Below are 23,799 nucleotides of genomic sequence, written 5' to 3'. Positions count from 1 at the left end.
ACGCGGCTCGCCCGAGCCTTAGGCTTCGGGGGGCGCAACGTGGCGAATATGCCCGCGCAGCAAGCGCGGCGCGATAATTCCCGCCCCGACCACGATCATTGCAGAGATCAGCGCAAAGCCCCCGAAAGCGGGCATCAACGCGCCCCCGTCCAGCATCGCGCGCCCCAGCGTGATCACGAACCCGACCACCAGCAGCGCCGCAACGCCTGCCAGAACGCCGCGCAGCCGCAAGACCCGCGTCCCATGGCGCACCGCCGTAATCTGACGCCCGAAATCAAGCTGGATGGCCAGCATCGCAGGCACCACGACCAATACGATCACCATCCCGAAACCAAGCCCGTAAACCAGCGTGACCACGGTAGATTTCAGGAATAGCGCCGAACTCGATTGTTCATACAACAGCGGTGCAAGCCCTAGAACGGTGGTTAATGTGGTCAGTAAAACCGGGCGCAGACGGTCTGATACCGCATCCACGATGGCAGGAATAATGCCACGTTTCTCAGCGTATTCATCGACGGTCGAGATCAGCACGATAGCATCGTTAATGATGATCCCGATCATCCCGATCCCGCCAACAACGGCAAACATCGACATCGGAAGTTGCCAGATATAGTGCCCCCAGATCGCGCCCACCGCGCCAAAGGGAATGACCGACATCACAACGACGGGCCGCGTCCAACTGGCGAAAATCCACGCCAGCACGATGTAAATCCCGATCAGACACATCGTCAGCCCGACCAGCGCATCCGACATGAAATCGCGCTCTTGCTGGGCCTGTCCCGACAACACCCAAGCCACGCCGCGTTCCTCGGAAATGCGCGGCAGGATCACGTCTTCGATCTGTCGGCTGATTTCATTGGCGCGCGCGGGATCGTCCTCGGAGATATCGCCGGTGACAGCCACCTGACGCACCCCGTCCTCGCGCCGGATCGTGGAAAACCCGGTTTGCGAGCGCACCGAGACGATATCGGCCAGCGGCACCCATTGCCCCGCAGGCGTGCGCAACTGCATCCGGTCGATGAAATCGGCGGCCAGTTCCTCGGGGGGCAGTTCCACCCGGATCGTGGCCGAGCGCACCCCGTCAGGAAAACTCGCCGCCTCGGTGCCATTGAGGCGCGCGCGCAGCTCACTACCCAAAGAGGCGATGTCAAAGCCCAGCGCCTCGCCCTGCGGCGTCAGATCCAGCGTGAGTTCCTGTTTGTCGTAGGCAAGGTTATCCTCGACCGCCGAGACCTCGGGGAACTGCGCCAGTGCGGTTTTGAAATCTTCGGCGGCATCCTTGAGGTCGCGCGTTTGCGCGCCCGAAAATTGTACCGCGATCCCGTCATCGGCCCCGCCCGAACGGAAGCGGCGGAAGCTAATCTCTTCGACCAACGGCAGGCGCGGCATTTCCTGTTGCAGCCGCGCGACGAAATCAAAGCTGGAATAGGGCCGGTAATCGGGGTCGATCACCTCAATCGAGATCGAGCCCAGCAGATCCGTGTCTTTGGTGTCGGCTGATGCGAGAGAGCGCCCCGATGCGCCCCCGATCTGCGCGATGGCATATTCCACCGGATTGACGCCGTATTCGTCCTCAAACTCCTTGGCGACGCGATCAATCGTGACCTGCATCGTGCGCATCATCTCGGTCGTGTCCGCACGTGTCGCGCCCTCAACCATCGAGAACGCACCGTTCACCGTGCTTTGCTCGGGCGGGTTAAAGAACCGCCATTGCACCTTGCCCCCCATCACGAACGACACCTGCCACGCCAACAGCGCAATCGCCGCTGCAATCACCGGATAGCGCAGCTTGACCACCGCGCGGGTGAACGGCTTCATCGCGCGGGCACGGAACCAGTCCAGCCCGGCATTCACCTTGCGCGAGGGCCAGTCATACCATTTCTGATCCGCGCTATGGGCCAAAGCGTGGCTCATGTGATTGGGCAGGATCAGGAAACATTCAATCAGCGAGGCCAGCAGCACCGCGATCACCGTGTAGGGAATATCGACAATCATATTGCCCATGCGCCCGCCGATCACGGTCAGACCGGCAAAGGCAATCACCGTGGTCAGCGTCGAGGCAAAGACCGGGGCCGCCATGCGCCGCGCACCGTGTTCGGCCGCGATCACTGGTGCCTCTCCCAAATGGCGCGCGCGGAAATCGGCATGCTCGCCCACCACGATCGCGTCATCGACCACGATCCCCAGCGTCAAAATCAGCGCAAAGATCGAGATCATGTTCAGCGTCATGCCGGAAAAATACATCACCGCCAAAGCCGCCGCCATCGAGGTCGGAATCCCCATCGCGACCCAAAACGCGGTGCGCGCATTGAGGAACAGGAACAGCAGCGCCAGCACCAGACCAAGGCCCAAAATCCCGTTGCCTAGCAACAAATCCAGACGCTGCGTGATCTTGTCCGAGCGCGTGCGCACGAGGTCCATTGACGTGCCCGCAGGCAGCGTGGGCTGCATCGTGTCGATGACACTTTCGACCTGTTTCTGGATCGCAATCGCATCCCCCGCAGCCGAGCGCGCGATGTTGATCACCACTGCCGGATGATCACCGACGAAATAGGCGCGGTTGCGATCTCCGCCATCGACGCGGATCTTGGCGACATCGCCCACGGTCAGTTGCGAACCATCATCCTCGGTGCGGATCACCAGCGCTGCAATTTCGGGCGCGGAACGCCGCTCGGTGCCAGTGGTGACACGCGCGGCGCCGCTTGCGACATCGCCTGCGGGATCGGTGGCGGCCTCGGCCGAAATCACGCTGATGATCTGGCTTAGCGTCACGTCATGGGCCATCATCGACACGGTGGGCACTTCGACCACCGTTTCAGGCGCGGCAATTCCCGCCAGCGCGGTGCGCGTCACGCCCTGCTGATAGAGCCGCACCACGGTTTCATCGCCCAAACGCCCAAGCTGTTCGGGCGAGAGTGGCCCGGTGATCACCAGATCGGTCACCGTGTCGCGCCAGACACCGCGTGAAACTTCGGGATCTTCAGACCCCTCGGGCAAATCGCCCGCCGTCGCCAGCGCGTTTTCGACGTCATTCACCGCGCGCGACATATCCCAGTCAGGTTCAAATTCCAGCGAAATGCGCGCCGATCCTTCCGAGGCGCGACTTTCCGAACTTTCCACCCCCTCGACCGCGATCAGCGAGGGTTCGAGCACCTGCACAATCGCGCGGTCCACCTCTTCGGCCCCCGCGCCTTCCCATTGCACCGAAACCGTGATCGATTCTTCGACCGAGTCGGGAAAGAACTGCGCGCGCATCCGCGGCACAGCCACGATCCCGGCGCAGAGCATGACCACCAGCACGATATTGGCCAGCGTGGCATGGCGCGTGAACAGACCGATCAGGCCGCGCGATTCCGGCAAGCCTTTGGTTTTGTTTGGATCGGCCATCTTATCCCCCGATCCGCGATTCTAGTTTTTCAACGGTGGCCACCGGCACTTCGTCTTGGTTTAACTCGGCCAGAAACCGTTTTTTGGCATTGTCGGGCATCGCCGTGTTGGCCTGCACGAAGGCGACCAGCTTGGCGCGGCGCTCGGCATCAAGAGTGACGGTATCGGCAGGTTCGGGCGCGCCGACCTGCCCCGGACGCAACGGACGTAGCTTGATCCCGCGCCCCAAAAGCGGCGTGCGCTCGGCCACGATCTCGGTCCCGGTTTTGAAATCGGCGCGAATAATCACATCATCGCCCTGACGGCGCAGCACGGTGACGGGGGCCTCTTGCAGACGGTCCTCAACGCCCAGCACCAGTACGGTATTTTGCGCATCCACTGCCGATGACGGAATCTCGGCCACGTTGTTCAAAGCAGGTTCTGCGAGGCGCACCGTCACGAAATCACCGGGGCGCAGCACCTGCGCGCCCTGAGCAATCGTGGCAAACAGCAACCGACCCGTCACCCCGGCCTCGACAGCGGCAGACACGCGCGAGAGCGTTCCTTGCGCCTCAATCGCGCCCCCTGCTGAGTCAAGCGAGACCGTAACCGGCAAATCGCGCAGATTGCCCTGCGCGTCAGTCAGGCGCGAGAATTGCCCGGTCGAGACGCGAAACGCCACTTCCAAAGCGCTTGGATCAATCAGCATGCCCAGCATTTCATTGCTCGACACCAGCCCGCCCCGAACGGCATTCACATCTGCCAGACGACCGCTGAACTCGGCGCGAATTTCGGTGTCGCGCAGCTTGCGCTCGGCCTCGGTGAGGGTGATTTTGGCACGCGTCAACCCGGTGCGCGCGCTGTCAAGTTGCGCCTGCGCCAAGGACAGGGCCGAACGGCGATTGAGCACCGCCTGATCGGCGGCCGATGCGGCCAGTTCCGAGGTTTCCAGCGTGGCCGTCGCACCCACGCCACGATCCGAAAGCGATTGCTGGCGGGCCAGCGCCTGAACGCGCAATTCGGCCTGACGCTGCGCGGCGATCACGTCATCACGCGAAATCGCCAGCGCGCGCTCAGATTGTGCCAAAGCAGCCTCTGCCTCAGAGACCGAGGCCACAGCACTGTCGCGCGCTGCCTGTGCCTCTGCGGGATCGAGCTTGACCAAAAGCTCCCCCTTCTCGACCGATGCGCCATCTTCGAAATTGGCAGCCAGTTCGACAATTGTGCCTCCGCTTGCGGCGCGCAATTCCAGCTCACGCGTCGAGTTCACCTCGCCATAAGCCGTCAGTGTGGGCGACAACGTGGTAAATTCCACCGCCATCACATTGGCCGCAAAGACGCGTTCACGCGCCGTCGGGGCGCGCCCTGCGCCCGCTTTGCGGGCCTCGATCGCGCTATAAATCGAAAACCCGCCGATCGCCAAAAGGCCAAGCGTCAGCGCCAGCAAAAACAGCCCCATCAGGGAACGGGTCAGGAACCGCATATCGTCTCCAGTGTCATCCTAGGTGGGGCGTTTCACAAACGCCCACAATCGCGCGAGGTCATGTTATCCTGCCAAACAAGGGCGAGGGAATGACTTTCTATACGCATCAAGGCGTCATTTCCGTCACTTTTTCACGAAACTGCGACCGTTTATCGCGCTTTAGCCTTGCTGATCCAGCCGCGCACGGATCGAAAGCAGATCGGCCCAGGCCTCGCGCTTGGCAGCCGGGTTGCGCAGTAGATACGCCGGGTGGAGCATTGGCAGAACGGGACGCCCGAACGCCTCGGCCCATGTGCCACGCAGCCGGGTGACCCCGCGTTTGCCCAAACCTGCCATGCAGGCGCCATTGCCCATCAGCACCACCAGATCGGGATCGGCCAGATCGACATGACGGGTCAGAAACGGCAACATCTGTGCGATTTCATCTGGATGAGGGTCGCGATTGCCCGGTGGCCGCCACGGCAAGACATTGGTGATATAAAGCCCCGCCAACGCATCGGGCGCGTCACGCGACAAGCCGATGGCCGCAAACATCCGATCCAGCAACTGCCCTGCCTGACCGACAAACGGCCGCCCCTTTTGGTCTTCCTCGCGCCCCGGTGCCTCGCCTACAATCATGACCCGCGCACGCGGAGCGCCATCGGCAAACACCGTGTTGCGCGCGCCCTTTTTGAGATCGCACAAATCATAGTCGTCAAGCGCGGCGCGCAATGCCTCAATCGACTCCGCCTTGCCCGCAAGATCGCGCGCATGTGCCAACGGATCGGGGCCGACAGCTTGCGCGATTTCGGCCACAGGGGGTAGATTCGCGCCAGCAGCAGTGGACTCGGGGGTGTCCGGCTTCGCCTCGACCCGCTTTTCCGGCAACGCGTAACAATCGACGGGATCATCGCCAATCGCCGTATCCACGCCCATCTCAAGCTGCCATTCCAGCGCAGCGAGGGCGGCGTAATAGTCCAGTTCGGGCGGGGCGTGAGTCTCCATCAGGCCAAGTTACGCGCGCGCGGGGCTGCGGTAAAGCGGCTGGACGCGCGCGCGCCCTTTTGCCATAAGCGGGCACAGTGAAAATCGGAGCAATCGCATGGCTTTTCGTCCACGCCACCTTCTGGGGATTGAACATCTCAGCCCCGAAGACATCCGCACCGTTCTCGACTTGGCCGATCAATATGTCGATTTTAACCGCCGCACGGTGAAAAAGACTGACGCGCTGGCGGGCATGACGCAAATCAACATGTTCTTTGAAAACTCGACGCGCACGCAGGCGAGTTTCGAGCTGGCCGGCAAGCGGCTGGGCGCGGATGTGATGAACATGGCGATGCAGACGAGTTCCGTGAAAAAGGGCGAGACGCTGATCGACACCGCGCTGACGCTGAACGCGATGCATCCCGATTTGCTGGTGGTGCGTCACGGCAGTTCAGGCGCGGTCGATCTGCTGGCGCAAAAGGTTGAATGCGCGGTGATCAATGCCGGGGATGGCAAGCACGAACACCCCACGCAGGCGCTGCTGGATGCGCTGACGATCCGGCGCGAAAAGGGGCGCATTCACCGCCTGACCGTTGCGATTTGCGGCGATGTGGCCCATTCGCGTGTCGCGCGCTCAAACCTGCTTTTGCTGGGAAAAATGGAAAACCGCGTGCGTCTGATCGCGCCGCCCACCCTGATGCCCTCGGGCGTGGCAGAGTTCGGCTGCGAGGTTTATGACGACATGCGTGAGGGTCTGAAAGACGCCGATGTGGTGATGATGCTGCGCCTTCAGAAGGAACGCATGGATGGCGGTTTCATCCCGTCCGAGCGCGAATATTTCCACCGCTACGGGCTGGATGCGGAAAAGCTCGCCTACGCCAAGGAAGACGCCATCGTGATGCATCCCGGCCCGATGAACCGGGGCGTGGAAATCGACGGCACGATTGCCGATGATATCCACCGCTCGGTTATTCAGGAGCAGGTCGAGATGGGCGTTGCGGTGCGTATGGCGGTGATGGATCTGCTGGCGCGCAACCTGCGTGAGGATCGCGGACGTGCGCTGGCAGGAGAAACCTATGTCTGAGATCGAACGCGACGAGGTTCTCAACTATCGCCCCGGCCCCGACAGCGAATTGCCGCTGGATGAGGGCGAGCACGTCGTCGCAACCTTCCTGCCCGACCGCAAACGCTACTGGACCGATCACGCGATTCTGGCGGTGCTGGGGGCGGTGCTGGTCTCGGCGGCGCTGTTTTGGCTCAACCGTCCCGCGCAAGTGCCGATTGCGGGCTTTGCCATTGTGATCGGGATGGCCGCGCGCGGGCTGTATTTTCGCTCTGAAGCCTTCGCGCGGCGTTGGCAACTGACCGACCGCCGCCTGATCGGCCCGCAGGGGCGTCAGGTGATGCTGCTAGAGCTTGCCACCGTGCGCGCGCTGATGGGCGATGTGCAACTGGTGACAAAATCGGGCGGCAAGCATCTGATCCGCCACCTCGCCGACGCCGGCCCCGTGGTCGCGCAGATCGAGCGTATGAAAAACCAACGCGCTGCCCAGCGCGCGACCGAGGGCGACGTCGAATGAACCCCGATCTCGCGCGCATCGACATCTTCCGCCTCAAGGAGGCCATGGCATGACCCTGTTCTTACAAAATGCCCGCCTGATCGACCCCGAGGCGCTAAGCGAAACCACCGGAAATATCGTCATCGATAACGGCAAGATCGCCGCGATCGGCGACATGTCCGCCCCGCCCGACGCGCAGGTGATCGACTGTGGCGGGAAATATCTGGCCCCCGGTATCGTCGATCTGGGCGTCAAGATTGGTGAACCCGGTGAGCGGCACATGGAGAGCTTCCGCTCTGCTGCGATGGCGGCGGCGGCGGGCGGGGTCACCACGATTATCGCGCGCCCTGACACGGCGCAGGCCATCGACAACCCCGAAACGCTTGAATTCGTCACCCGGCGCGCCGCTGACGCCCCCGTGCGCATCCTGCATATGGCGGCGCTGACCAAGGGGCGCGAAGGTCGCGAGATGACCGAGATCGGCTTTCTGCGCGATGTGGGCGCTGTGGCCTTCACCGATGGCACGCATGTCTGCGAGCAAACCAAGGTCTTGCAGCGCGCCTTCAGCTATGCTGCCAGCCTCGGCGCGCTGGTGATCGGCCATCCCCAAGACCCCGGCCTGTCCAAAGGCACGGTCGTAACATCGGGCAAATTCGCCAGCCTGCGCGGCCTGCCCGGCGTCTCGCCGATGGCCGAGCAGATGGGGTTGGAACGCGACCTCGCGCTCGTGGAAATGACAGGGCTTGCCTATCACGCCGACCAGATCACCACTGCGCGCGCCCTGCCCGCGCTGGCGCGCGCCAAGGCGGCAGGGTTGGATGTCACGGCGGGTGTGTCGATCCATCACCTGACGCTGAATGCCCTGGATGTGGGCGAGTATCGGACCTTCTTCAAACTCACCCCGCCTCTGCGTGACGAAGACGACCGGCTGGCCGTGATCGGCGCGGTGGGCGATGGCGTGATCGACGTGATCTGCTCCTTGCACACCCCGGCGGATGAAGAATCCAAACGTCTGCCATTTGAGGAAGCCGCCTCGGGCGCGGTCGGACTGGAAACGCTGCTGCCCGCCGCAATGCGCCTCTATCACGCGGGTCAGTTGACCCTGCCGCAACTGTTTCGCGCGATGTCATTGAACCCGGCGCGCCGCCTTGGCCTGCCCCAAGGACGGCTGGCCGAGGGCGCGCCCGCAGACCTCGTGCTGTTTGATCCGGATGCTCCCTTCGTGCTGGATCGCTTCAAATTGCGCTCGAAATCGAAAAATACACCTTTTGATACCGCCCGCATGGAGGGCAAAACACTTGCGACTTTCGTCGCGGGCGTGCAAGTTTATACCAGCGAAGAATAAAAATAACGCGAGCAGAGGCGAGGGCAGGCAATGCCAGGAGTTGAAAACGGGGCCACCTGGCTAGGGTTGGTGGCCGCTTTAGGCTATTTATTAGGGTCTGTGCCGTTTGGTATGGTCATCACGCGCATGCTTGGCATGGGCGATCTGCGCAAAATCGGATCGGGCAATATCGGCGCCACCAATGTGCTGCGCACCGGGAATAAACCGGCGGCGCTGGCAACCCTGCTGCTCGATAGCGGCAAGGGCGCGATTGCGGTGCTGATCGCGCGGTATTTCTTAGGCGAGACAGCGGCGCAGGTCGCGGGCGCCGCCGCCTTCATCGGTCATATATATCCGATCTGGCTGCGCTTTCACGGTGGCAAGGGCGTTGCGACCTTTCTTGGCACAATGATCGCGCTGGCTTGGCCTGTCGGGCTGGCCGCCTGTGCGGTGTGGCTGCTGACAGCGGTGGTGACACGGATCTCGTCGCTGTCTGCGTTGGTCTCGGCGGCGGCGACGGTGCCACTCGCCTATGCCTTCGGGCATCGCGACCTGATGATGCTGGCGGCGGGGCTTTCGGTGCTGATCTTTTGGCGCCATCGCAGTAATATCGCACGACTGGCCGCGGGCGTTGAGCCCAAAATCGGCAAAAAGGGCTAAACCCAAAGTGAGGGACCAAGTATGATGAGTTTCGGTGACAGCGTTCGCACCTGCGTAAAACAGAAATACGCAACCTTCGCAGGCCGCGCCCCGCGTGCGGAATTCTGGTGGTTCACCCTATTCTACACGCTCGTGCAAATTGCCACCAATATCCTCGACACGCTATTCTTCGGGGCCGGAGAGGTCGCAAGCGGCCCCGGCTTTTGGGCCTATAACAGCCAAGGGGGCCCGCTCTCGATTATCGCAGCTTTTGCACTTTTGGTGCCAGCGCTCGCCGTCACGGTGCGCCGGTTGCACGACAATGGGAAATCGGGTTGGTGGGTGCTGCTGTCCCTGATTCCGCTGATCGGCGGATTAATATTGCTGTTCTGCTTCGTGCAGCGCTCCCAGCCCGGTGACAATGCCTACGGCCCCGACCCGCACCGTCAGGTCTGAACCATCTTTCGGGGGCTCTGCCCCCGGCCTGCGGCCTCCCCCGGGATATTTCGCTCAAGAGGAAGACAGGCCGTTTTCCAACTTCCTCTTGATCCAAATATCCTGCGGGGGTCCGGGGGTGCAAAACCCCCGGCGCTCACCACCCGCGCTGCGCCAAATGCCGCAACCCGTTGGTGACATCCGCGCGCACAGCCAGTCGCAGCGCAGGCTCATCGCCCGCGCGCAGGGCGGCAAGGATCATGCGGTGATGACGCGGCGGCTCGTTGCGCTGCACCCGGCCGTAAAGCGCGCGCATCGTCGGCCCCAGTTGCAGCCAGACGGTCTCGGCGACAGCCAGAATCGCGGGCGATTGGGCGCGCAGATACAACGTGCGGTGAAAGTCCAGGTTGGTGCGGATATAGCTCACCGCATCATGTTTCGCGACCGCCTCGGCATTGGCGGTGTTGATCGCGCTCAGCCGGTCAATCAGCGCGAAATGGGCGCGCGGCAAGGCGCGGGCCGAGAGCTCCGGCTCGATCAACGCGCGCAGCGCGGCCAGCTCCTCGATACGCTCGTTGGACAGCTCGGGCGTGCTGACCCGCCCCGAGGCCGTCAGCGTCAACGCCCCCTCCGCCACCAGCCGGCGCAAAGCCTCGCGCACCGGCGTCATCGACACGCCATGCTGCTTGGCCAGACCGCGCAGCGTCAGCGCCTGACCGGGCAACAACTCACCCACCATGATCTGCTGGCGCAGGTAGCGATACAGCCGATCATGCGCGGCGGTTTCAATGGGGCGGGTGGAGATCGTCGTCATGGCAGGATTTGTGATCACATTCACACGCGCCGTCAATCGCGAAAGGTGCAATCACGCACAAGATCAGTCGCGAAACCGGATCGCATGCAGGCGCGAGCCCTCGCGTTTCAGCCAAGCACGTTCCGCCTTGAAGCTGGGTCGCAGACGCGCCACCTGCGCCCAAAACGCGCTGGAATGGTTCATCTCGACCAGATGGGCGACCTCATGCGCGGCGACGTAATCCAGCACGTCAGGCGGTGCCATGATCAGCCGCCAGCTATAAGACAGCGCCCCGGTGTGGCTGCAAGATCCCCAGCGCGAGCGGGTATCGCGCAGCGTGATTCGCGCAATCGGGCGATCAAGCATGGCTGCGTAATCCGCGCTCGCCTGATGCAGGCGCAAACGCGCGGCATGTTTGAAAAATGTCTCGATGCGCAAACCCAGCTTTTCGGGATCATTCGGGGCCAACAGCCGGTCCCCTTCAAGGCGCGGCGCGCGCAAGGTGGCGGGCTCCAACAGCAACTCGCGCCCCTCAAACGGCACAGTCTCGCCGAATCGCAGCACACGCGCGGGCGCGATCCCCCCAAGCGTGCGGCGCAGCCACTCGGCCTGACTGCGTGCAAAGGCCAGCGCCTCGCGCTCCGATGCCCCTTTCGGGATCGTCAGCGCCACGCGCCCATCCGCCCGCGACACCCGCAACGAGAACCGCCGCGCCCGCGCCGAGCGGCGCAAGACCAGCTCCAGCTCGGGCAGTTCGGGAATATGGGGCGGGCTGGGCACGCGGGCTCTCCTTAGGCAGTTGGGACGCAGATCGCAGATAACCGCACGAAAGGCTTTGACACCCAGCGGGAGGTGTGGCAGTTGGCTGCGACTCTGATATTACCAGCGCAGGAGATTTCCATGCCTAAAGAGGAATGGGGCGTCAAGCGTCTGTGTCCGCATTGCGCGAACCGCTTTTACGACCTGAACAAAGACCCGATGACCTGCCCGGTCTGCGCCAACAGCTTTACGCTGGAAAGCCTGACCTCGGCACGCGGCCGCACGCTTGTGTCAAGCAAGGCAAGCCCTGCCAAGGCTGATGAACCGGTTATCGAGGAAGAAGAAGACCTCGACACCGATACCAATGATGTCGAACTCGACGATGATCTTCTGGAAGATGACGACGACGACGATAACGTCTCACTCGACGAGATCGCCGATGTGAGCACGGAAGACAAAGAAGACAACTGATCACGGTTGACTTTGGATGGCATTGATAGGCGCGGCAGGGAGACCTTCCGCGCCTTCAGTCTGTATGCCGCAGGATGCCCCCACAGCGCGCATTGGGTGCATGCCAATTTTCCCCGTCGCGCAGAAAAACCCTCTTGCACCCGCGTGGCGCTTTGCCTATACGCCTCCCACGCAGCGCGGCCTTGGCCGATGCAGCACTACGATGGGGCCTTAGCTCAGCTGGGAGAGCGCCTGCATGGCATGCAGGAGGTCAGGGGTTCGATCCCCCTAGGCTCCACCAAATATTCCCATAAATGAATAGTGATACATCACGGCCGGCCCGCTTTTTTGCCATCTGATCCGCACGAAAACCCTGTGATAGCGCGGAAATGCTTGCATCATCGCGGCGGCGCGGCCATGCAGGTCGGCGTGACCCATTTTAATGATCAACCCGCGCTTTCTTTGGCTGACCTTGGCTGGTCGGCGTTTTTTGCTGATCAACTCACGCCTGAGGAAACCGCGCTGACCTGCATGCGCATCGCAAGCGTTCATCGCTCGCGGCTGACGGCGCAATCGCAAACGGGCGCGGTGCGGCTGGCCCTTGGGCATCAGGTCAAAACGACGGATTTTGCGGTTGGCGATTGGGTCTTGGTCGATCCGGAAACCCTGACGGTGCAACGCCGCCTGAGCCGCAAATCCTTGCTCGAACGCCACACTGAAGGGGCGCGCGTGCCGCAACTGATCGCGGCCAATGTGGACACGCTGTTCATCGTCACGTCCTGCAACGAGGATTTCAATCCCGCCCGGCTGGAGCGCTATCTCGCGCTGGCCAATGAGGCGGGCACGACCCCGGTGATCGTACTAACGAAAAGCGATCAGGCCGAGGATCCAGCGCAGTATCAGAAACAGGCCGAGGCGCTACAACGCGATCTTGTTGCGGTGACGCTGAATGCCAAGGCCGCAGATGCGATTGACACCTTGGCGCCGTGGTGCGGGGCGGGGCAGACGGTGGCCTTGGTGGGCTCATCCGGCGTCGGAAAATCGACCTTGCTCAATACGCTATCGGGCAAATCAGGGGACGCGGCCCAGCCCACCGGCGCTATTCGCGAAGATGATGCGAAGGGGCGTCACACGACCACCTCGCGCTCGCTCCATGCAATTGCGGGGGGCGGTTGGGTGATCGACACGCCTGGGATGCGCTCGCTGCATGTCAGCGACTCGGCGGCGGGGCTGGATATGCTGTTCGCCGAGATTACCGAGCTGGCCCCCAACTGCCGCTTTCGCGATTGCACCCATGCGCATGAGCCGGGTTGTGCGGTGCGCGCGGCGGTGGACGCAGGCACGCTTGACCCCGCGCGGCTAGAGCGGTGGCGCAAGCTGCAAGATGAGAACCGCCTGAATACGCCCGTGCTAACGGGGCCGCGTGGCAACCGGACCACGGTGCCACGCAAACGCCGCTGAGGCCCCCAGATCAGCGCCTAGACGTGCTGACCTGCGTTGACCTCAATCTCGGTGCCCGTGACATAGCTTGAGGCATCCGAGCACAGGAACCAGATTACATCGGCCACTTCCGAGGGCTGCCCAAGACGGCGCAGCGGCAGCGTATCGACGATCTTTTGCGTCCCCGGCGACAGGATCGAGGTCTCAATCTCTCCCGGCGCAATCGCGTTCACCCGCACACCAAGCGGGCCAAAATCATGCGCCATCTCGCGCGTCAGCGCTTTCAGCGCGGCTTTTGACGTTGAATAGGCCGCCCCCGCGAACGGATGCACCCGCGAACCCGCGATCGAGGTCACATTGACCACCGCGCCGCCTGCGGCGGACAACTCCTCAACCAGCCCACGCGCGAGCACGATGGAGGAGAAGAAATTGACGTGAAACACATGGCCCCAAGTCATCAGATCGGTATCGAGCGTATTCAGCCGCCCGCCATCGTCTGCCTTTGGTGAAATGCCCGCATTGTTCACCAGCGCATGTAGCTTGCCGCCATCAAGACGCTCACGGATCACCTCTACCGCGTTGATCGTGTCGGCGGGATCAGAGAGATCAATCTGAATGTGATCCTCACGCCCACCGCCCCACGGGCATTGCTCGGGGAAGGGTTGGCGTGAACAGGTAATCACCCGCCAGCCCTCGGCGGCAAAGCGTTTCACCGTGGCATGTCCGATGCCCCGGCTCGCCCCCGTCAGCAACATCACCTTGCGGTCATCCATATGTTCGTTTCTCCTTGCGCTGGGGCGACCCTATTGTGTTTTGGCACATGCGCAACGCCCTCGCTCTTTTCAAGGTGAAATTTAAGGGCTAGCAAGTGGAGGTCCGCGCCCCTCCTCAGGAACCAGCAGATGAGAAAACAGACGATGAACCAAGACTGGATCGCCACCGCCCGCACCTTGTCTGAGGCGCTACCCTATCTGCAACGCTATTCCGGCGCGGTGGTGGTGGTGAAATTTGGCGGCAACGCGATGGGCGATGAGGATGCGATGGCGGAATTTGCCCGCGATATCGTGCTGATGCGTCAGGTCGGCATGAACCCGGTCGTGGTGCATGGTGGCGGCCCGATGATCAACGAGATGCTGGGCAAGCTGGGGATCGAAAGCAAATTCGTGCGCGGCAAACGGGTGACTGACAAAGCCACGGTCGAGGTGGTCGAGATGATCCTCTCGGGACTGGTCAACAAGCGCATCGTGCAAGCGATCAACGATCAGGGCGGGCGCGCCGTGGGCATCTCGGGCAAGGATGACGACCTGATGGTATGTGAGGCCGACGACCCCGAACTGGGCTTTGTCGGGCGTCCGGTCGAGATGAACGTGCAGGTGATCCGCGATCTTTACAACGCCGGCATCATTCCGGTGATTGCGCCGGTTGCCACAGGCATGGCCGATAACGAGACCTTCAACGTCAATGGCGACACGGCTGCGGGGGCCATCGCGGGCGCGCTGCAGGCGGATCGTCTGTTGCTGCTGACCGATGTGGCAGGCGTGAAGAACAAGGATGGCGAAGTGATCACCGAAATGACGCCCGACGACATCGAGGCGCTGATCGGCGATGGCACGATTGCGGGCGGGATGATTCCGAAAACCGAAACCGCGCTCAAGGCGCTGAGCGAGGGCGTGCGCGCGGTGGTGATCGTGGACGGGCGGGTGCAAAATGCCTGTCTGCTGGAACTGTTCACCGAACATGGCGCAGGCTCGCTGATCCGCTCAACCACGCCGCGCGTGACCCCGCGCAGGCGCTGAGGGCATGCTCCCCGGCTTGCCCGAGGCCCTGGCCAGCCACCACCTTTTCGTCTCGGGCGCGCTGCATGAGGGGGCGCAGACGATTCTGCTGATCTCACCTGACGAGCCGGGCTTTTGGGCGCATGTCACCGCCCAACCCGAATTTCACGACAGCGCCCCAGATCCGCTGGATCGCTGGTCAAGCCGCGTGATCACGACGCTTGCGACACAGTTCGACGCACAGGCACGCTTTCCCTTTACCGGCCCGCCATGGCACCCGTTCGTGGCTTGGGCCATCGCCTCGGGGCAAAGTTTCGACTCGCCCATTCACTTGATGGTGCATGCGCGCATGGGGCTTTGGGCAAGTGTGCGCGGCGCGCTGGTAGTGCCATACCATCTGCCCCTGCCCACCTCCGCCGCCAATCCCTGCATCCGCTGCACCGCGCCCTGCACCACCGCCTGCCCCGTCGCAGCCCTTGGTCCGCAGGGCTATGACGTGCCCGCCTGTCACGCCCATCTCGACGCGCCCGACGGGGAAGCCTGTCGAAATTCGGGCTGTCTTGCACGGCGCGCTTGCCCCGCCGGTCAAAGCTATGGCAGGCTGGAAAAACAATCCGCATGGCATATGAGGCAATTTCACCCATGACCCCAATCGGCTACCGCCGCCTGATCCTCACCCGCCACGCAAAATCGAGCTGGGATGATCCGCGCATCGAAGACCAAGACCGCCCGCTCAATGCGCGCGGCCGCCTCGCCGCCACCGAGTTGGGCGATTTTCTCGCCTCGCGCGGGCTGGAACCCGAAGAGGTCATTTGCTCAACCGCGCTACGCACCCGCGAAACATGGGAGCGCGTGGCCGGTGCCGTGATCGAGACACGCCCCGAACTGCATTTTAGCGAGCGTCTCTATCACGCAGGCCCCGAGACCCTGCTTGAGGTGCTCAAAACGGCCCATGCGCCCACGGTGATGATGCTGGGCCACAATCCCGGCATTGCGGAATTTGCCCGCACATTGCTTGCGCGCGAGGTTCTTGACCCGGATTTCCGCCGCTTCCCGACCTGCGCCACGCTGATCGTCGATTTCCAAATCGAAAGTTGGGGCGATCTGGAATTGGGCCAGGGCGCGATGCTCGATTTCTTCACGCCCACGCGGTGATAAAAAAGGGCCGGGAAACCCCGACCCTTCTTCGCTCTTGAGAAATATCCCACGGGGGTCTGGGGGTGTGAAACCCCCAGCCTGTCCGCTTAGTGCCCCAGAATCTGGCTTAGGAACTGCTTGGTGCGATCCGATTGCGGGTTGTTGAAGAAATCATGCGGGTTGTTTTGCTCAACGATCTGACCGTCGGCCATAAAGATCACCCGGTTCGCCACGGCCTGCGCAAAGCCCATCTCGTGGGTCACACACAGCATGGTCATGCCCTCTTCGGCCAGCTCGATCATCGTATCAAGCACCTCTTTGATCATCTCGGGATCCAGCGCCGAGGTCGGCTCGTCAAACAGCATGATGCGGGGCATCATGCAGAGCGAGCGCGCAATCGCCACGCGCTGCTGCTGACCGCCCGAAAGCTGGCCGGGATATTTATCCGCCTGCTCGGGGATTTTCACCTTTTCAAGGAAATGCATCGCCGTTTCGATGGCTTCCTTCTTGGGCGTTTTACGCACCCAGATCGGGGCCAGCGTCAGGTTCTCAAGGATCGTAAGATGCGGGAACAGGTTGAAGTGCTGGAACACCATCCCCACTTCGCGCCGGATCTTATCGATATTCTTGAGGTCATTGGTCAGCTCAATCCCATCGACAATAATCTTGCCCTGCTGATGCTCCTCAAGCCGGTTGATGCAGCGGATCAGCGTTGATTTCCCCGAGCCGGACGGCCCCGCGATAACAATACGCTCGCCGCGCTGCACGGTCAGGTCGATATCGCGCAGAACATGAAACTGGCCATACCATTTGTTCATATTCTCGATTTGGATCGCGACCTCATCGCTGACCTGCATGTGGCTACGGTCAACTTCGCGTTCAAAATGTGGTTCGGTCATGTGCGTTCGCCCTTAGTGATTGTCACGTTGCAGCCGGTTCTCGAGATGCATCGAGTAGCGCGACATTGCGAAGTTCAGGATGAAGAAGATGGCACCGACAAAGACGAAGGGTTCCCAGTAAATCCCTTTCCAGTTGAAGTCGGCGCGGATGAAGTCGGGAATGCCCTTGAGCGGGTCAAACAGGCCCACAAAGACGACCAGCGTGGTGTCTTTGAACATCCCGATAAAGGTGGACACGATGCCCGGAATCGAGATTTTCAGCGCTTGCGGCAGAATGACCAGCCGTTGCGCCTTCCAGTAATCCAGACCCAGCGCATCCGCTGCCTCGTACTGACCGCGTGGCAGGGCGGCCAGCCCGCCCCGTATCACCTCGGCGATATAGGCAGCGGCAAACATCGTCACGAGGATCATCACCCGCAGAATGATGTCAAAATTCGTGCCCGGCGGCAGGAAGTAGTTCAGCAACAAAGAGGCGACGAACAGCAGCGTGATCAGCGGCACGCCGCGGATGAACTCGATGAAGATGATCGACAAACCCTTGACCAGCGGCATATCCGATTGCCGCCCCAGCGCGAGGATAATTCCCGCAGGCAACGACATCGCAATGCCCCCGACGCCCAGCGTGATCGCCAGCAAGAAGCCCCCGAACTTGGCCGAGTCGACATGCTCGATCCCCAGCGGGATGATTGAATGAAACAGATCAATCAGCGGCCCGACGGCGAGAAGGAAATACAAGATTGTCACGATCGCGCCGGCCGAGAAGCCCGCGATAGGGCCGAACTTGCCCACAAAGCTGAACACGATCCAGCCCAGGACGAACCCGGCTAGAACCAACAGCGGAGCCCAGACCGAGCCGCCCCAAAGCAGCCAGACGGCGAGGAACGGAAAGACCAGCGTGAACCAGACGACCTTTTTGGGCACCCACTGAAACATCAACGGGCCGACGGCCACGAACAGCAGCGCAAAGGTCAGAACCGGGCGCCAATACAGTTCGGACGGGTAAAATCCAAAGAGGAACTGGTGCCAGCGCTCGTGGATCATGGCCCAACACGCGCCGGTAGCCCCCGCGCCGTAGCGGTCGGTGATGATAGCGCGACACTCTTTAAGCGAGTTCGCATCCCAAACCCCATGGGCGAACCACGGGTAGAAATGCATCACGAAGCTATAGGCGACATAGAGACCCGCGAGCGTGAGAAGCGTGTTGACCCAGCCCGAGAACAGGTTCTCGCGCAGCCATTTGATGACCCCCGACTGACCAGTTGGCGCGGCCTGTTGGGGAAGCATTGTCTCGCGCACATAGGCGACGGTTTGGGCGTGCGTGTCGCTCATATCACCGCTCCTTCAGCTTGACGCGATTGTTGAAAATATTCATCCCGCCCGAAATCAGCAGCGAGATCACCAGATAGATCAGCATCATCAGCGTGATCGCTTCTAGCTCGCGCCCCGTTTGGTTCAGCGTGATGCCCCCAAGCGTGCCGCGCAGATCAAGATAGCCGACCGCGATGGCCAGCGAGGAGTTCTTCGTCAGGTTCAAAAACTGCGAGATCAACGGCGGGATAATCACCCGCAGCGCTTGGGGCAAAATCACCAGACGCATCGTGCGACTGGGCCGTAGCCCAAGCGCGAAGGCGGCTTCGGACTGTCCCTTTGACACAGCCATAATACCGGCGCGCACGATCTCGGCGATGAAAGCGGCGGTGTACAGGCTTAACCCCGCCCAAAGCGCCACAAAGGCGTTCGAGACGTTCGTACCCTTGGTAAAGTTAAAGCCCTTGAGCACCGGCTCCTCGGGGTTAATGCCCAGGACAGTGACAACGATTGCGACCGGAAGCAGCCAGATCAGCGCATTTTGCCACCATGTCGTGGGACGGACACCCGTGGCCGCCTGCACCTTCGTCGCGTTCTTGTTAACCGCTTTGGTGACAAACCAACTCGCCAGCAGCACCAGCACAATCGCGAGGAAATTCAGCGAAATCGGGGCCAGCGCGGTATCAAGAGAGCCGAGGCTGCGATCGAAATGGATTGAGGGGATCGCAGTATACCGGTTGGTAAAGGCAACCGATTCGAACAGCATCGAGGTTTTCGCCTCACCGGTCGCCGCGTTCACCTTATATTGGTTGGGGGACGGCGCGACTTCCGTCAGCAGCGCGAGCGCAACCAAGATCCAGAGCAGCACGGGAATGTTGCGAAACACTTCAACATAGATCGTCATCATGCGCGCAACGAGCCAGTTTTTCGACAGGCGCAGCACCCCGATGATAACCCCAAGAACGGTTGCCGCGATACAGCCCAAGAATGACACCCACAGCGTATTGAGCAACCCGACCAATAGCGCGCGGCCATGGGTCATGTCGTTGTTATACGGGATCAGGGCGTTGCCGATATCATAGCCGGCGCGTTGTCCGAGGAAACTGTAGTTGAAATCCTTACCCAGCGCGTTGAGGTTCTGGATCGTGTTATCGACCAGCCAGCCGACAAACCCCATCACCAGAAACAGCACCACAATCTGGATCGTCATCGAGCGATAACGCGTATCATATATAAGTTGGCTGAGCCGGAAGCCTTGGTGCTCCGGCGCGTCTGGCGCAGTCGTCATCTGTATTTCCCCTGTTGCCGTAGCGCTTGTTTTTATGTGGCCATTCTATGTCGGGCCTTGGGGATGCTGTCTTCCCCGCGCACGGTCTTTTGATAAAAGGTCAGGGGCGCGGAATGAACCGCGCCCCTGACAATGTTATCTTAGCGGAAGGGAGGAGCGTACATCAGGCCGCCCTGCGTCCACTGGGCGTTCAGCCCGCGGGCCAATCCGATCGGGGTCTGCTCGCCGATGGTTGCCGCAAAGATCTCGCCGTAGTTACCGTTGGCTTTGATCGCGTTCACAGCCCAGTCTTTGTCCAGACCGACCATTGCGCCAAGATCACCCTCGACACCAAGCAAACGCTTGATTTCCGGGTTGTCGGTGCTTTTTGCCAGCTCGTCGATATTGGCCGAGGTCACGCCGTATTCTTCGGCTGCGATCAGCGCATAAACCGTCCAGCGAACGATATCGGTCCACTGGTCGTCACCCTGACGAACGGCCGGAGCGAGCGGCTCTTTCGAGATGATTTCCGGCAGAATAACGTAATCGCTCGGGTTTGCGAAGGCTGCGCGCGTGGCAGCCAGCCCCGATGCGTCGGTGGTGTACGCATCACAAGCGCCAGCAAGGAACTGCTGCTCGCCTTCAGCATTCGAATCGACGGTGATCGGCTGATAGCTCATGTTGTTGGCTTTGAAGTAGTCCGCCAGGTTCAGCTCGGTCGTGGTGCCGGTCTGGATACAGATGGACGCGCCGTCGAGTTCCTTGGCCGAAGTCACGCCGGAATCTTTGCGCACCATGAAGCCCTGACCATCGTAGTAGTTGGTCGCGGTGAATTGCAGCTTCAGGTCGGTGTCGCGCGAGAACGTCCAAGTAGTGTTACGCGCCAGCAGATCGACTTCGCCCGAACCCAGTGCGGTGAAACGCGTCTGACCCGAGGTCGGCACGTATTTCACTTTCGAAGGATCGCCAAGCACGGCACCCGCGACAGCCTGACAGATCGCGACATCAAAGCCCGACCAGTTGCCGTTTGCATCGGGAGCGGCAAAGCCGACAAGCCCGGTGTTGACACCACAGATCAGCTCGCCGCGCGCTTTCACGTCGTCAAGCGTCGCTGCACCAGCAACACCGGCAGCCAAGGTGGCCGCAGTCAGCGCGCCGATAAACACGGATTTCTTCATTTTTACCTCTTCCTGTTTCGCCGTCCTGTGGGGAACGGTTCTTGGACGGCCCGCAATGGACCAAATTACAGTGCCCAGTGACACATCGTAACGAAAGTGTGGTCCAGATCAGGAAAGAAGGTCAAGGCTGCTTTCAGCTTTCCGTGAGACCATCTGCACAATTGATCGGCAATAGCCGTTGAATTAGGCGCATTCTTGGTCGGAAATGAAATCGCGCAGTCTCACGAATGGGCGAGCGACCAAATTCGCGCCGCTTGTAACAGCGCCTCATTTTTCAGAGAGGCGAGGTCATCGGCGTCTTCATCCGCGCCCCATTGCTCGCGCTGCCAGTCTTCGTCGATGCGTGACAAGTCCCACGCCTGCTGCGCATCCAACCGCCCGCGCGCCACGGCCAGCCCCAAAACAAGCGACCCGGTGAGCGAAATCAGATCATGCATCGCTGCCAGTGCAAACGGGCTGAGCGCGGCCAATTCGGCACGCAAACGCGCCATTGCTGCCGCGTCCTGATCGACCGGAATCACCCCGGATGTGACAGCAAGCCGCGCGTTAAATTCGTCGTCCGCCCAATCCAGCAGCGCATCCCAAGCCTGCGCCTGACGCGCCACCAGCTCTTCGGGGCCATCGGCGCGATAGCTTAGCAAGTCGGTGCCGCCATATTCGGCCAGCATGTCGACCACCTCGTCAAACTGCACCGCGACCTTGTCTATCGCAGCATTGGCCGAGCGGGTGACGGGCATGGTTTCAGGGCGGATCGCGCCGTCCTGAGACTCCCATTCCGCCACAATCGCCTGCGCCATAGCGCGGGTCGGCACGCGCAGTTCTGCCTTGGCGGGTGTGCGCAGCCGGCGACCATCCAGCAGGATACCGAAATCCTGCGCGCCGGCATCGACGCTCGCCTCTTTCCAGAATCGCTTCGCGGCCCATTCGCTCATGCGCGCATCCCCCACTCGTCAAACAGCGCCGTTTCCAGCGCGCCGAAATCATCGACCATGCGATGCGCACCCGCAGCTTCCAGCTCGACGGCGGGATGATAGCCCCAACGCACGCCGATGGTGCTGACCCCTGCGGCGCGGCCCATCTCGATATCATAGCTCGTATCGCCAATCATCACCGCATCCCCTGCCCCGACGCCCGACTCAGCCAGCGCGGTGGCGATCATCGACGGGTGCGGTTTGGAGGGGTGATCATCGGCCGTTTGCAGGCTGACGAAAATCCCCTCAAGCCCGTGATGTTCGATCAGCGCGCGCAGGCCCCGGCGCGATTTACCCGTCGCCACCGCCAGCAGCAGATCATCGCGCTTAGCCAGGCGATGCAGCAGTTCCGCCGCACCGGGATAAAGCGGCGCAGGATCGGCGGCGCGCGCGCTCATGTAGCTTTGCTTATAGCCCTCGACGATGCGCGCCTGCGTGTCGCCATCCAGATCCGGCGCAAGGCGCGCCACCGCGACGGGCAGCGACAGCCCCACGATCTGCAACACCGCCGAGGCTGCAGGGGCCGCCTGCCCCGCCGCCTCGAACCCCAGCCCCATCGCGTGGGTGATATGGGTCTGGCTGTCCGAAATCGTGCCATCGACGTCAAAGATCGCCAGCTTCATGCGAGATCCTCAAACGGGTCGGCGGGCACATCGCGCTCGTTCCAGCCCAGTGTGTTCCACGTGCGCTTCATGTGATCGGGCATCGGCGCGACCAGAGTGATCCGCTTGCCGCTGATGGGGTGATCGAAACTGATCTGGCGGGCGTGTAGGTGCAGCTTGCGGCTGATCTCTCCGCCCAGTTGCGCGCCCCAGCCATCGCCCAGATTTTCCTGCCCAGAGCCGCCATATTTGCCATCGCCCACAATCGGGTGGCCGATCTCGGCCATATGCGCGCGTAGCTGATGGGTGCGTCCGGTGATCGGCACCAGCGCCACCCAAGACACCCGCGTCCCCAGCGCATCCAGCACCGCGTAATCGGTTGTAGCGCGCTTGGCATATTCGGTCTGATCGACTTTCGAGGGGTGGATGCAATGCATCTTTTCGCCCTCGCCACCGCGCCCGTGCCCCGGCGCTTTCACCAGACCGAAACGGACCGTGCCCATTTTCGGGTTGGGCACACCGGCAACCGCCGCCCAATAGATCTTGCGCGTGGTCTTGGAGCGAAACGCCTCGGACAGGCGGCGCGCGACCCGATCCGTGCGCGCCAGCAGCAGCACGCCGGACGTGTCCTTATCCAGACGATGCACCAGCTTGGGCTTGTCCTTGTAGCCAAAGGTCAACGCCTCGGACAGTCCGTCAACATGGCGATTGCCCTGCCCCGAGCCGCCCTGACTGGGCAGCCCCGCGGGCTTGTTGAGCGCGATGATATGTTCATCCTTCCACAACACGCAGCCCTGAATGAACTGCGCATCAGCGTCAGAGATTCCCGCAACGTCATTGGGCGGTGGCGCATCGGGAATCGGCGGCACGCGCACGGTCTGGCCCGGCGCGATCCGCGTGTTGGCCTTGACCCGCCCGCCATCGACACGCAGATCGCCCTTGCGGCACATCTTTTCGATCATGCCTTGGGAAAGCTGCGAGAATCGCCGCTTGAGAAAGCGATCAAGACGTTGCTCGCCCTCATCCTCGGTGACCTGAACATGCTGCACACCGCTCATAATACTGCCCTCATCATTGACACGCCCGCAAACAACCCGACCAGCGCGACAAGAACCGATAACGCGATATAGCCAACCGCCATTCCGGTCTGGCCGCGCTCGATCAGCCGGTAGGCTTCCAGCGAGAATGAGGAAAACGTCGTGAAGCCGCCCAACATTCCGGTCGCAAGAAACGCGTTCCAATGGGTTAGCTGCCTGTCGCCCAGAAACACGATCAGCGCCCCCATGAAAAACGACCCGAGGATGTTGGCCGTAAGCACGCCCAGCGGCATCGGCTGCGGCCCAAAGGTGCGCATCACGCCCACCCCCAAAAGATAGCGCCCCGAAGCGCCGATCGCGCCGCCAAGCGCGACCTGCAAAACCGTTGTCAGCATTGGTGTCTCCTTTGTCGCC

General features: G+C 61.8%; 24 protein-coding genes and 1 tRNA gene. 11 read left to right on the top strand and 14 right to left on the bottom strand.

The genetic code is table 11. The annotated features are described in order from the left end of the window. Positions 1-18 precede the first annotated feature (18 nt). The 3 genes from DT23_RS08220 to DT23_RS08210 all read right to left on the bottom strand — a co-directional run bounded on the left by DT23_RS08220 (position 19) and on the right by DT23_RS08210 (position 5,833). Positions 19-3,387, bottom strand: coding sequence for an efflux RND transporter permease subunit (locus DT23_RS08220; RefSeq protein ID WP_038130341.1), 3,369 nt, complete (start codon positions 3,385-3,387; stop codon positions 19-21). A gap of 1 nt (position 3,388) precedes the next feature. Then, entirely contained in the window at positions 3,389-4,849 is a 1,461-nt protein-coding gene (locus tag DT23_RS08215) for an efflux RND transporter periplasmic adaptor subunit (protein ID WP_038130339.1), read from the bottom strand. Between the two features lie 159 nt (positions 4,850-5,008). After that, on the bottom strand, positions 5,009-5,833 hold the full coding sequence (locus DT23_RS08210; protein ID WP_038130337.1) for a uracil-DNA glycosylase: 825 nt from the start codon (positions 5,831-5,833) through the stop codon (positions 5,009-5,011). A 97-nt stretch (positions 5,834-5,930) separates the two neighbouring features. Here DT23_RS08210 and DT23_RS08205 point away from each other — a divergent pair, with 97 nt between their 5' ends. From DT23_RS08205 to DT23_RS08185, 5 genes are read left to right on the top strand one after another with little or no spacing between them, the layout of a single operon-like run. Continuing rightward, the gene (locus DT23_RS08205; protein WP_038130336.1) at positions 5,931-6,896 is read left to right on the top strand and encodes an aspartate carbamoyltransferase catalytic subunit; all 966 of its coding nucleotides are present in this window, start codon (positions 5,931-5,933) and stop codon (positions 6,894-6,896) included. After that, a complete protein-coding gene (locus DT23_RS08200; protein WP_051697140.1) occupies positions 6,889-7,392 on the top strand; it encodes a hypothetical protein in 504 nt (167 codons plus the stop codon). The genes DT23_RS08205 and DT23_RS08200 overlap by 8 nt, the downstream gene beginning before the upstream one ends. A gap of 49 nt (positions 7,393-7,441) precedes the next feature. Next, the gene (pyrC, locus tag DT23_RS08195; protein WP_038130334.1) at positions 7,442-8,716 is read left to right on the top strand and encodes a dihydroorotase; all 1,275 of its coding nucleotides are present in this window, start codon (positions 7,442-7,444) and stop codon (positions 8,714-8,716) included. A gap of 30 nt (positions 8,717-8,746) precedes the next feature. Beyond that, the gene (plsY, locus tag DT23_RS08190; RefSeq protein WP_038130333.1) at positions 8,747-9,355 is read left to right on the top strand and encodes a glycerol-3-phosphate 1-O-acyltransferase PlsY; all 609 of its coding nucleotides are present in this window, start codon (positions 8,747-8,749) and stop codon (positions 9,353-9,355) included. A gap of 21 nt (positions 9,356-9,376) precedes the next feature. After that, positions 9,377-9,790, top strand: coding sequence for a DUF805 domain-containing protein (locus tag DT23_RS08185; RefSeq protein WP_205618229.1), 414 nt, complete (start codon positions 9,377-9,379; stop codon positions 9,788-9,790). Between the two features lie 136 nt (positions 9,791-9,926). On the opposite strand, the gene DT23_RS08180 is transcribed toward DT23_RS08185, so the two are convergent. Then, positions 9,927-10,583 (bottom strand): GntR family transcriptional regulator, encoded by a 657-nt coding sequence (locus tag DT23_RS08180; RefSeq protein WP_038130331.1) that lies wholly within the window; start codon positions 10,581-10,583, stop codon positions 9,927-9,929. Positions 10,584-10,646: 63 nt separating this feature from the next. After that, complete coding sequence (locus DT23_RS08175) at positions 10,647-11,342, bottom strand: M48 family metallopeptidase (protein WP_038130330.1); 696 nt, start codon at positions 11,340-11,342, stop codon at positions 10,647-10,649. 120 nt (positions 11,343-11,462) lie between these two features. Between DT23_RS08175 and DT23_RS08170 the strand changes: the two genes are divergently transcribed. From DT23_RS08170 to rsgA, 3 genes are all read left to right on the top strand, one after another. After that, positions 11,463-11,792: a TIGR02300 family protein gene (locus tag DT23_RS08170; RefSeq protein ID WP_038130328.1), complete on the top strand. Its 330-nt coding sequence runs from the start codon at positions 11,463-11,465 to the stop codon at positions 11,790-11,792. Between the two features lie 204 nt (positions 11,793-11,996). Then, positions 11,997-12,072, top strand: a tRNA-Ala gene (locus tag DT23_RS08165). A 128-nt stretch (positions 12,073-12,200) separates the two neighbouring features. Beyond that, the gene (gene rsgA / locus DT23_RS08160; RefSeq protein WP_038130355.1) at positions 12,201-13,232 is read left to right on the top strand and encodes a ribosome small subunit-dependent GTPase A; all 1,032 of its coding nucleotides are present in this window, start codon (positions 12,201-12,203) and stop codon (positions 13,230-13,232) included. A gap of 17 nt (positions 13,233-13,249) precedes the next feature. Here rsgA and DT23_RS08155 read toward each other — a convergent pair whose 3' ends face one another. Beyond that, positions 13,250-13,984 carry an SDR family NAD(P)-dependent oxidoreductase gene (locus DT23_RS08155; protein WP_038130326.1) on the bottom strand — a complete coding sequence of 245 codons (735 nt, stop codon included), beginning with the start codon at positions 13,982-13,984 and terminating at the stop codon, positions 13,250-13,252. A gap of 144 nt (positions 13,985-14,128) precedes the next feature. Between DT23_RS08155 and argB the strand changes: the two genes are divergently transcribed. The 3 genes from argB to DT23_RS08140 are packed head-to-tail and all read left to right on the top strand — an operon-like array spanning position 14,129 to position 16,141. Continuing rightward, positions 14,129-15,007, top strand: a complete 879-nt coding sequence (gene argB / locus DT23_RS08150; RefSeq protein ID WP_038130325.1) for an acetylglutamate kinase — start codon at positions 14,129-14,131, stop codon at positions 15,005-15,007. Between the two features lie 4 nt (positions 15,008-15,011). Then, entirely contained in the window at positions 15,012-15,632 is a 621-nt protein-coding gene (locus tag DT23_RS08145; RefSeq protein ID WP_038130324.1) for a hypothetical protein, read from the top strand. Then, positions 15,629-16,141, top strand: coding sequence for a SixA phosphatase family protein (locus tag DT23_RS08140; RefSeq protein WP_038130322.1), 513 nt, complete (start codon positions 15,629-15,631; stop codon positions 16,139-16,141). The genes DT23_RS08145 and DT23_RS08140 overlap by 4 nt, the downstream gene beginning before the upstream one ends. Before the next feature lie 89 nt (positions 16,142-16,230). Here the strand turns inward: DT23_RS08140 and DT23_RS08135 are convergent, their stop codons facing one another. The 8 genes from DT23_RS08135 to crcB form a co-directional block, all read right to left on the bottom strand. Then, positions 16,231-17,022: an amino acid ABC transporter ATP-binding protein gene (locus DT23_RS08135; RefSeq protein ID WP_038130321.1), complete on the bottom strand. Its 792-nt coding sequence runs from the start codon at positions 17,020-17,022 to the stop codon at positions 16,231-16,233. Between the two features lie 12 nt (positions 17,023-17,034). After that, a complete protein-coding gene (locus tag DT23_RS08130; protein WP_038130319.1) occupies positions 17,035-18,351 on the bottom strand; it encodes an amino acid ABC transporter permease in 1,317 nt (438 codons plus the stop codon). Position 18,352: 1 nt separating this feature from the next. Further along, on the bottom strand, positions 18,353-19,618 hold the full coding sequence (locus DT23_RS08125; RefSeq protein WP_038130318.1) for an amino acid ABC transporter permease: 1,266 nt from the start codon (positions 19,616-19,618) through the stop codon (positions 18,353-18,355). A 140-nt stretch (positions 19,619-19,758) separates the two neighbouring features. After that, the gene (locus DT23_RS08120) at positions 19,759-20,775 is read right to left on the bottom strand and encodes an amino acid ABC transporter substrate-binding protein (RefSeq protein ID WP_038130317.1); all 1,017 of its coding nucleotides are present in this window, start codon (positions 20,773-20,775) and stop codon (positions 19,759-19,761) included. Positions 20,776-20,996: 221 nt separating this feature from the next. Next, entirely contained in the window at positions 20,997-21,707 is a 711-nt protein-coding gene (locus DT23_RS08115) for an ATP12 family chaperone protein (protein ID WP_038130316.1), read from the bottom strand. Then, complete coding sequence (locus DT23_RS08110; RefSeq protein WP_038130313.1) at positions 21,704-22,369, bottom strand: HAD-IA family hydrolase; 666 nt, start codon at positions 22,367-22,369, stop codon at positions 21,704-21,706. The genes DT23_RS08115 and DT23_RS08110 overlap by 4 nt, the downstream gene beginning before the upstream one ends. After that, positions 22,366-23,406 carry an RluA family pseudouridine synthase gene (locus tag DT23_RS08105; protein WP_038130311.1) on the bottom strand — a complete coding sequence of 347 codons (1,041 nt, stop codon included), beginning with the start codon at positions 23,404-23,406 and terminating at the stop codon, positions 22,366-22,368. The genes DT23_RS08110 and DT23_RS08105 overlap by 4 nt, the downstream gene beginning before the upstream one ends. Further along, positions 23,403-23,780: a fluoride efflux transporter CrcB gene (crcB, locus tag DT23_RS08100; RefSeq protein ID WP_038130309.1), complete on the bottom strand. Its 378-nt coding sequence runs from the start codon at positions 23,778-23,780 to the stop codon at positions 23,403-23,405. Before crcB ends, DT23_RS08105 begins: the two co-directional genes overlap by 4 nt. Positions 23,781-23,799 lie beyond the last annotated feature (19 nt).

This window comes from Thioclava indica, assembly GCF_000714545.1.
Taxonomy (GTDB): Bacteria; Pseudomonadota; Alphaproteobacteria; order Rhodobacterales; family Rhodobacteraceae; genus Thioclava; species Thioclava indica.
The sequence above is the reverse complement of the archived record's forward strand: the minus strand, read 5'-3'. Positions and strand labels throughout refer to the sequence as shown.

Coding starts and splice junctions, on each gene's coding strand:
- DT23_RS08140 (WP_038130322.1), top strand. CDS start 15,629: ATGACCCCAATCGGCTACCGCCGCCTGATCCTCACCCGCCACGCAAAA.
- DT23_RS08135 (WP_038130321.1), bottom strand. CDS start 17,022: ATGACCGAACCACATTTTGAACGCGAAGTTGACCGTAGCCACATGCAG.
- DT23_RS08105 (WP_038130311.1), bottom strand. CDS start 23,406: ATGAGCGGTGTGCAGCATGTTCAGGTCACCGAGGATGAGGGCGAGCAA.
- crcB (WP_038130309.1), bottom strand. CDS start 23,780: ATGCTGACAACGGTTTTGCAGGTCGCGCTTGGCGGCGCGATCGGCGCT.
- DT23_RS08215 (WP_038130339.1), bottom strand. CDS start 4,849: ATGCGGTTCCTGACCCGTTCCCTGATGGGGCTGTTTTTGCTGGCGCTG.
- pyrC (WP_038130334.1), top strand. CDS start 7,442: ATGACCCTGTTCTTACAAAATGCCCGCCTGATCGACCCCGAGGCGCTA.
- plsY (WP_038130333.1), top strand. CDS start 8,747: ATGCCAGGAGTTGAAAACGGGGCCACCTGGCTAGGGTTGGTGGCCGCT.
- DT23_RS08115 (WP_038130316.1), bottom strand. CDS start 21,707: ATGAGCGAATGGGCCGCGAAGCGATTCTGGAAAGAGGCGAGCGTCGAT.
- DT23_RS08200 (WP_051697140.1), top strand. CDS start 6,889: ATGTCTGAGATCGAACGCGACGAGGTTCTCAACTATCGCCCCGGCCCC.
- DT23_RS08170 (WP_038130328.1), top strand. CDS start 11,463: ATGCCTAAAGAGGAATGGGGCGTCAAGCGTCTGTGTCCGCATTGCGCG.
- DT23_RS08205 (WP_038130336.1), top strand. CDS start 5,931: ATGGCTTTTCGTCCACGCCACCTTCTGGGGATTGAACATCTCAGCCCC.
- DT23_RS08180 (WP_038130331.1), bottom strand. CDS start 10,583: ATGACGACGATCTCCACCCGCCCCATTGAAACCGCCGCGCATGATCGG.
- argB (WP_038130325.1), top strand. CDS start 14,129: ATGAACCAAGACTGGATCGCCACCGCCCGCACCTTGTCTGAGGCGCTA.
- DT23_RS08120 (WP_038130317.1), bottom strand. CDS start 20,775: ATGAAGAAATCCGTGTTTATCGGCGCGCTGACTGCGGCCACCTTGGCT.
- DT23_RS08220 (WP_038130341.1), bottom strand. CDS start 3,387: ATGGCCGATCCAAACAAAACCAAAGGCTTGCCGGAATCGCGCGGCCTG.
- DT23_RS08110 (WP_038130313.1), bottom strand. CDS start 22,369: ATGAAGCTGGCGATCTTTGACGTCGATGGCACGATTTCGGACAGCCAG.
- DT23_RS08125 (WP_038130318.1), bottom strand. CDS start 19,618: ATGACGACTGCGCCAGACGCGCCGGAGCACCAAGGCTTCCGGCTCAGC.
- DT23_RS08130 (WP_038130319.1), bottom strand. CDS start 18,351: ATGAGCGACACGCACGCCCAAACCGTCGCCTATGTGCGCGAGACAATG.
- DT23_RS08145 (WP_038130324.1), top strand. CDS start 15,012: ATGCTCCCCGGCTTGCCCGAGGCCCTGGCCAGCCACCACCTTTTCGTC.
- DT23_RS08210 (WP_038130337.1), bottom strand. CDS start 5,833: ATGGAGACTCACGCCCCGCCCGAACTGGACTATTACGCCGCCCTCGCT.
- DT23_RS08155 (WP_038130326.1), bottom strand. CDS start 13,984: ATGGATGACCGCAAGGTGATGTTGCTGACGGGGGCGAGCCGGGGCATC.
- DT23_RS08185 (WP_205618229.1), top strand. CDS start 9,377: ATGATGAGTTTCGGTGACAGCGTTCGCACCTGCGTAAAACAGAAATAC.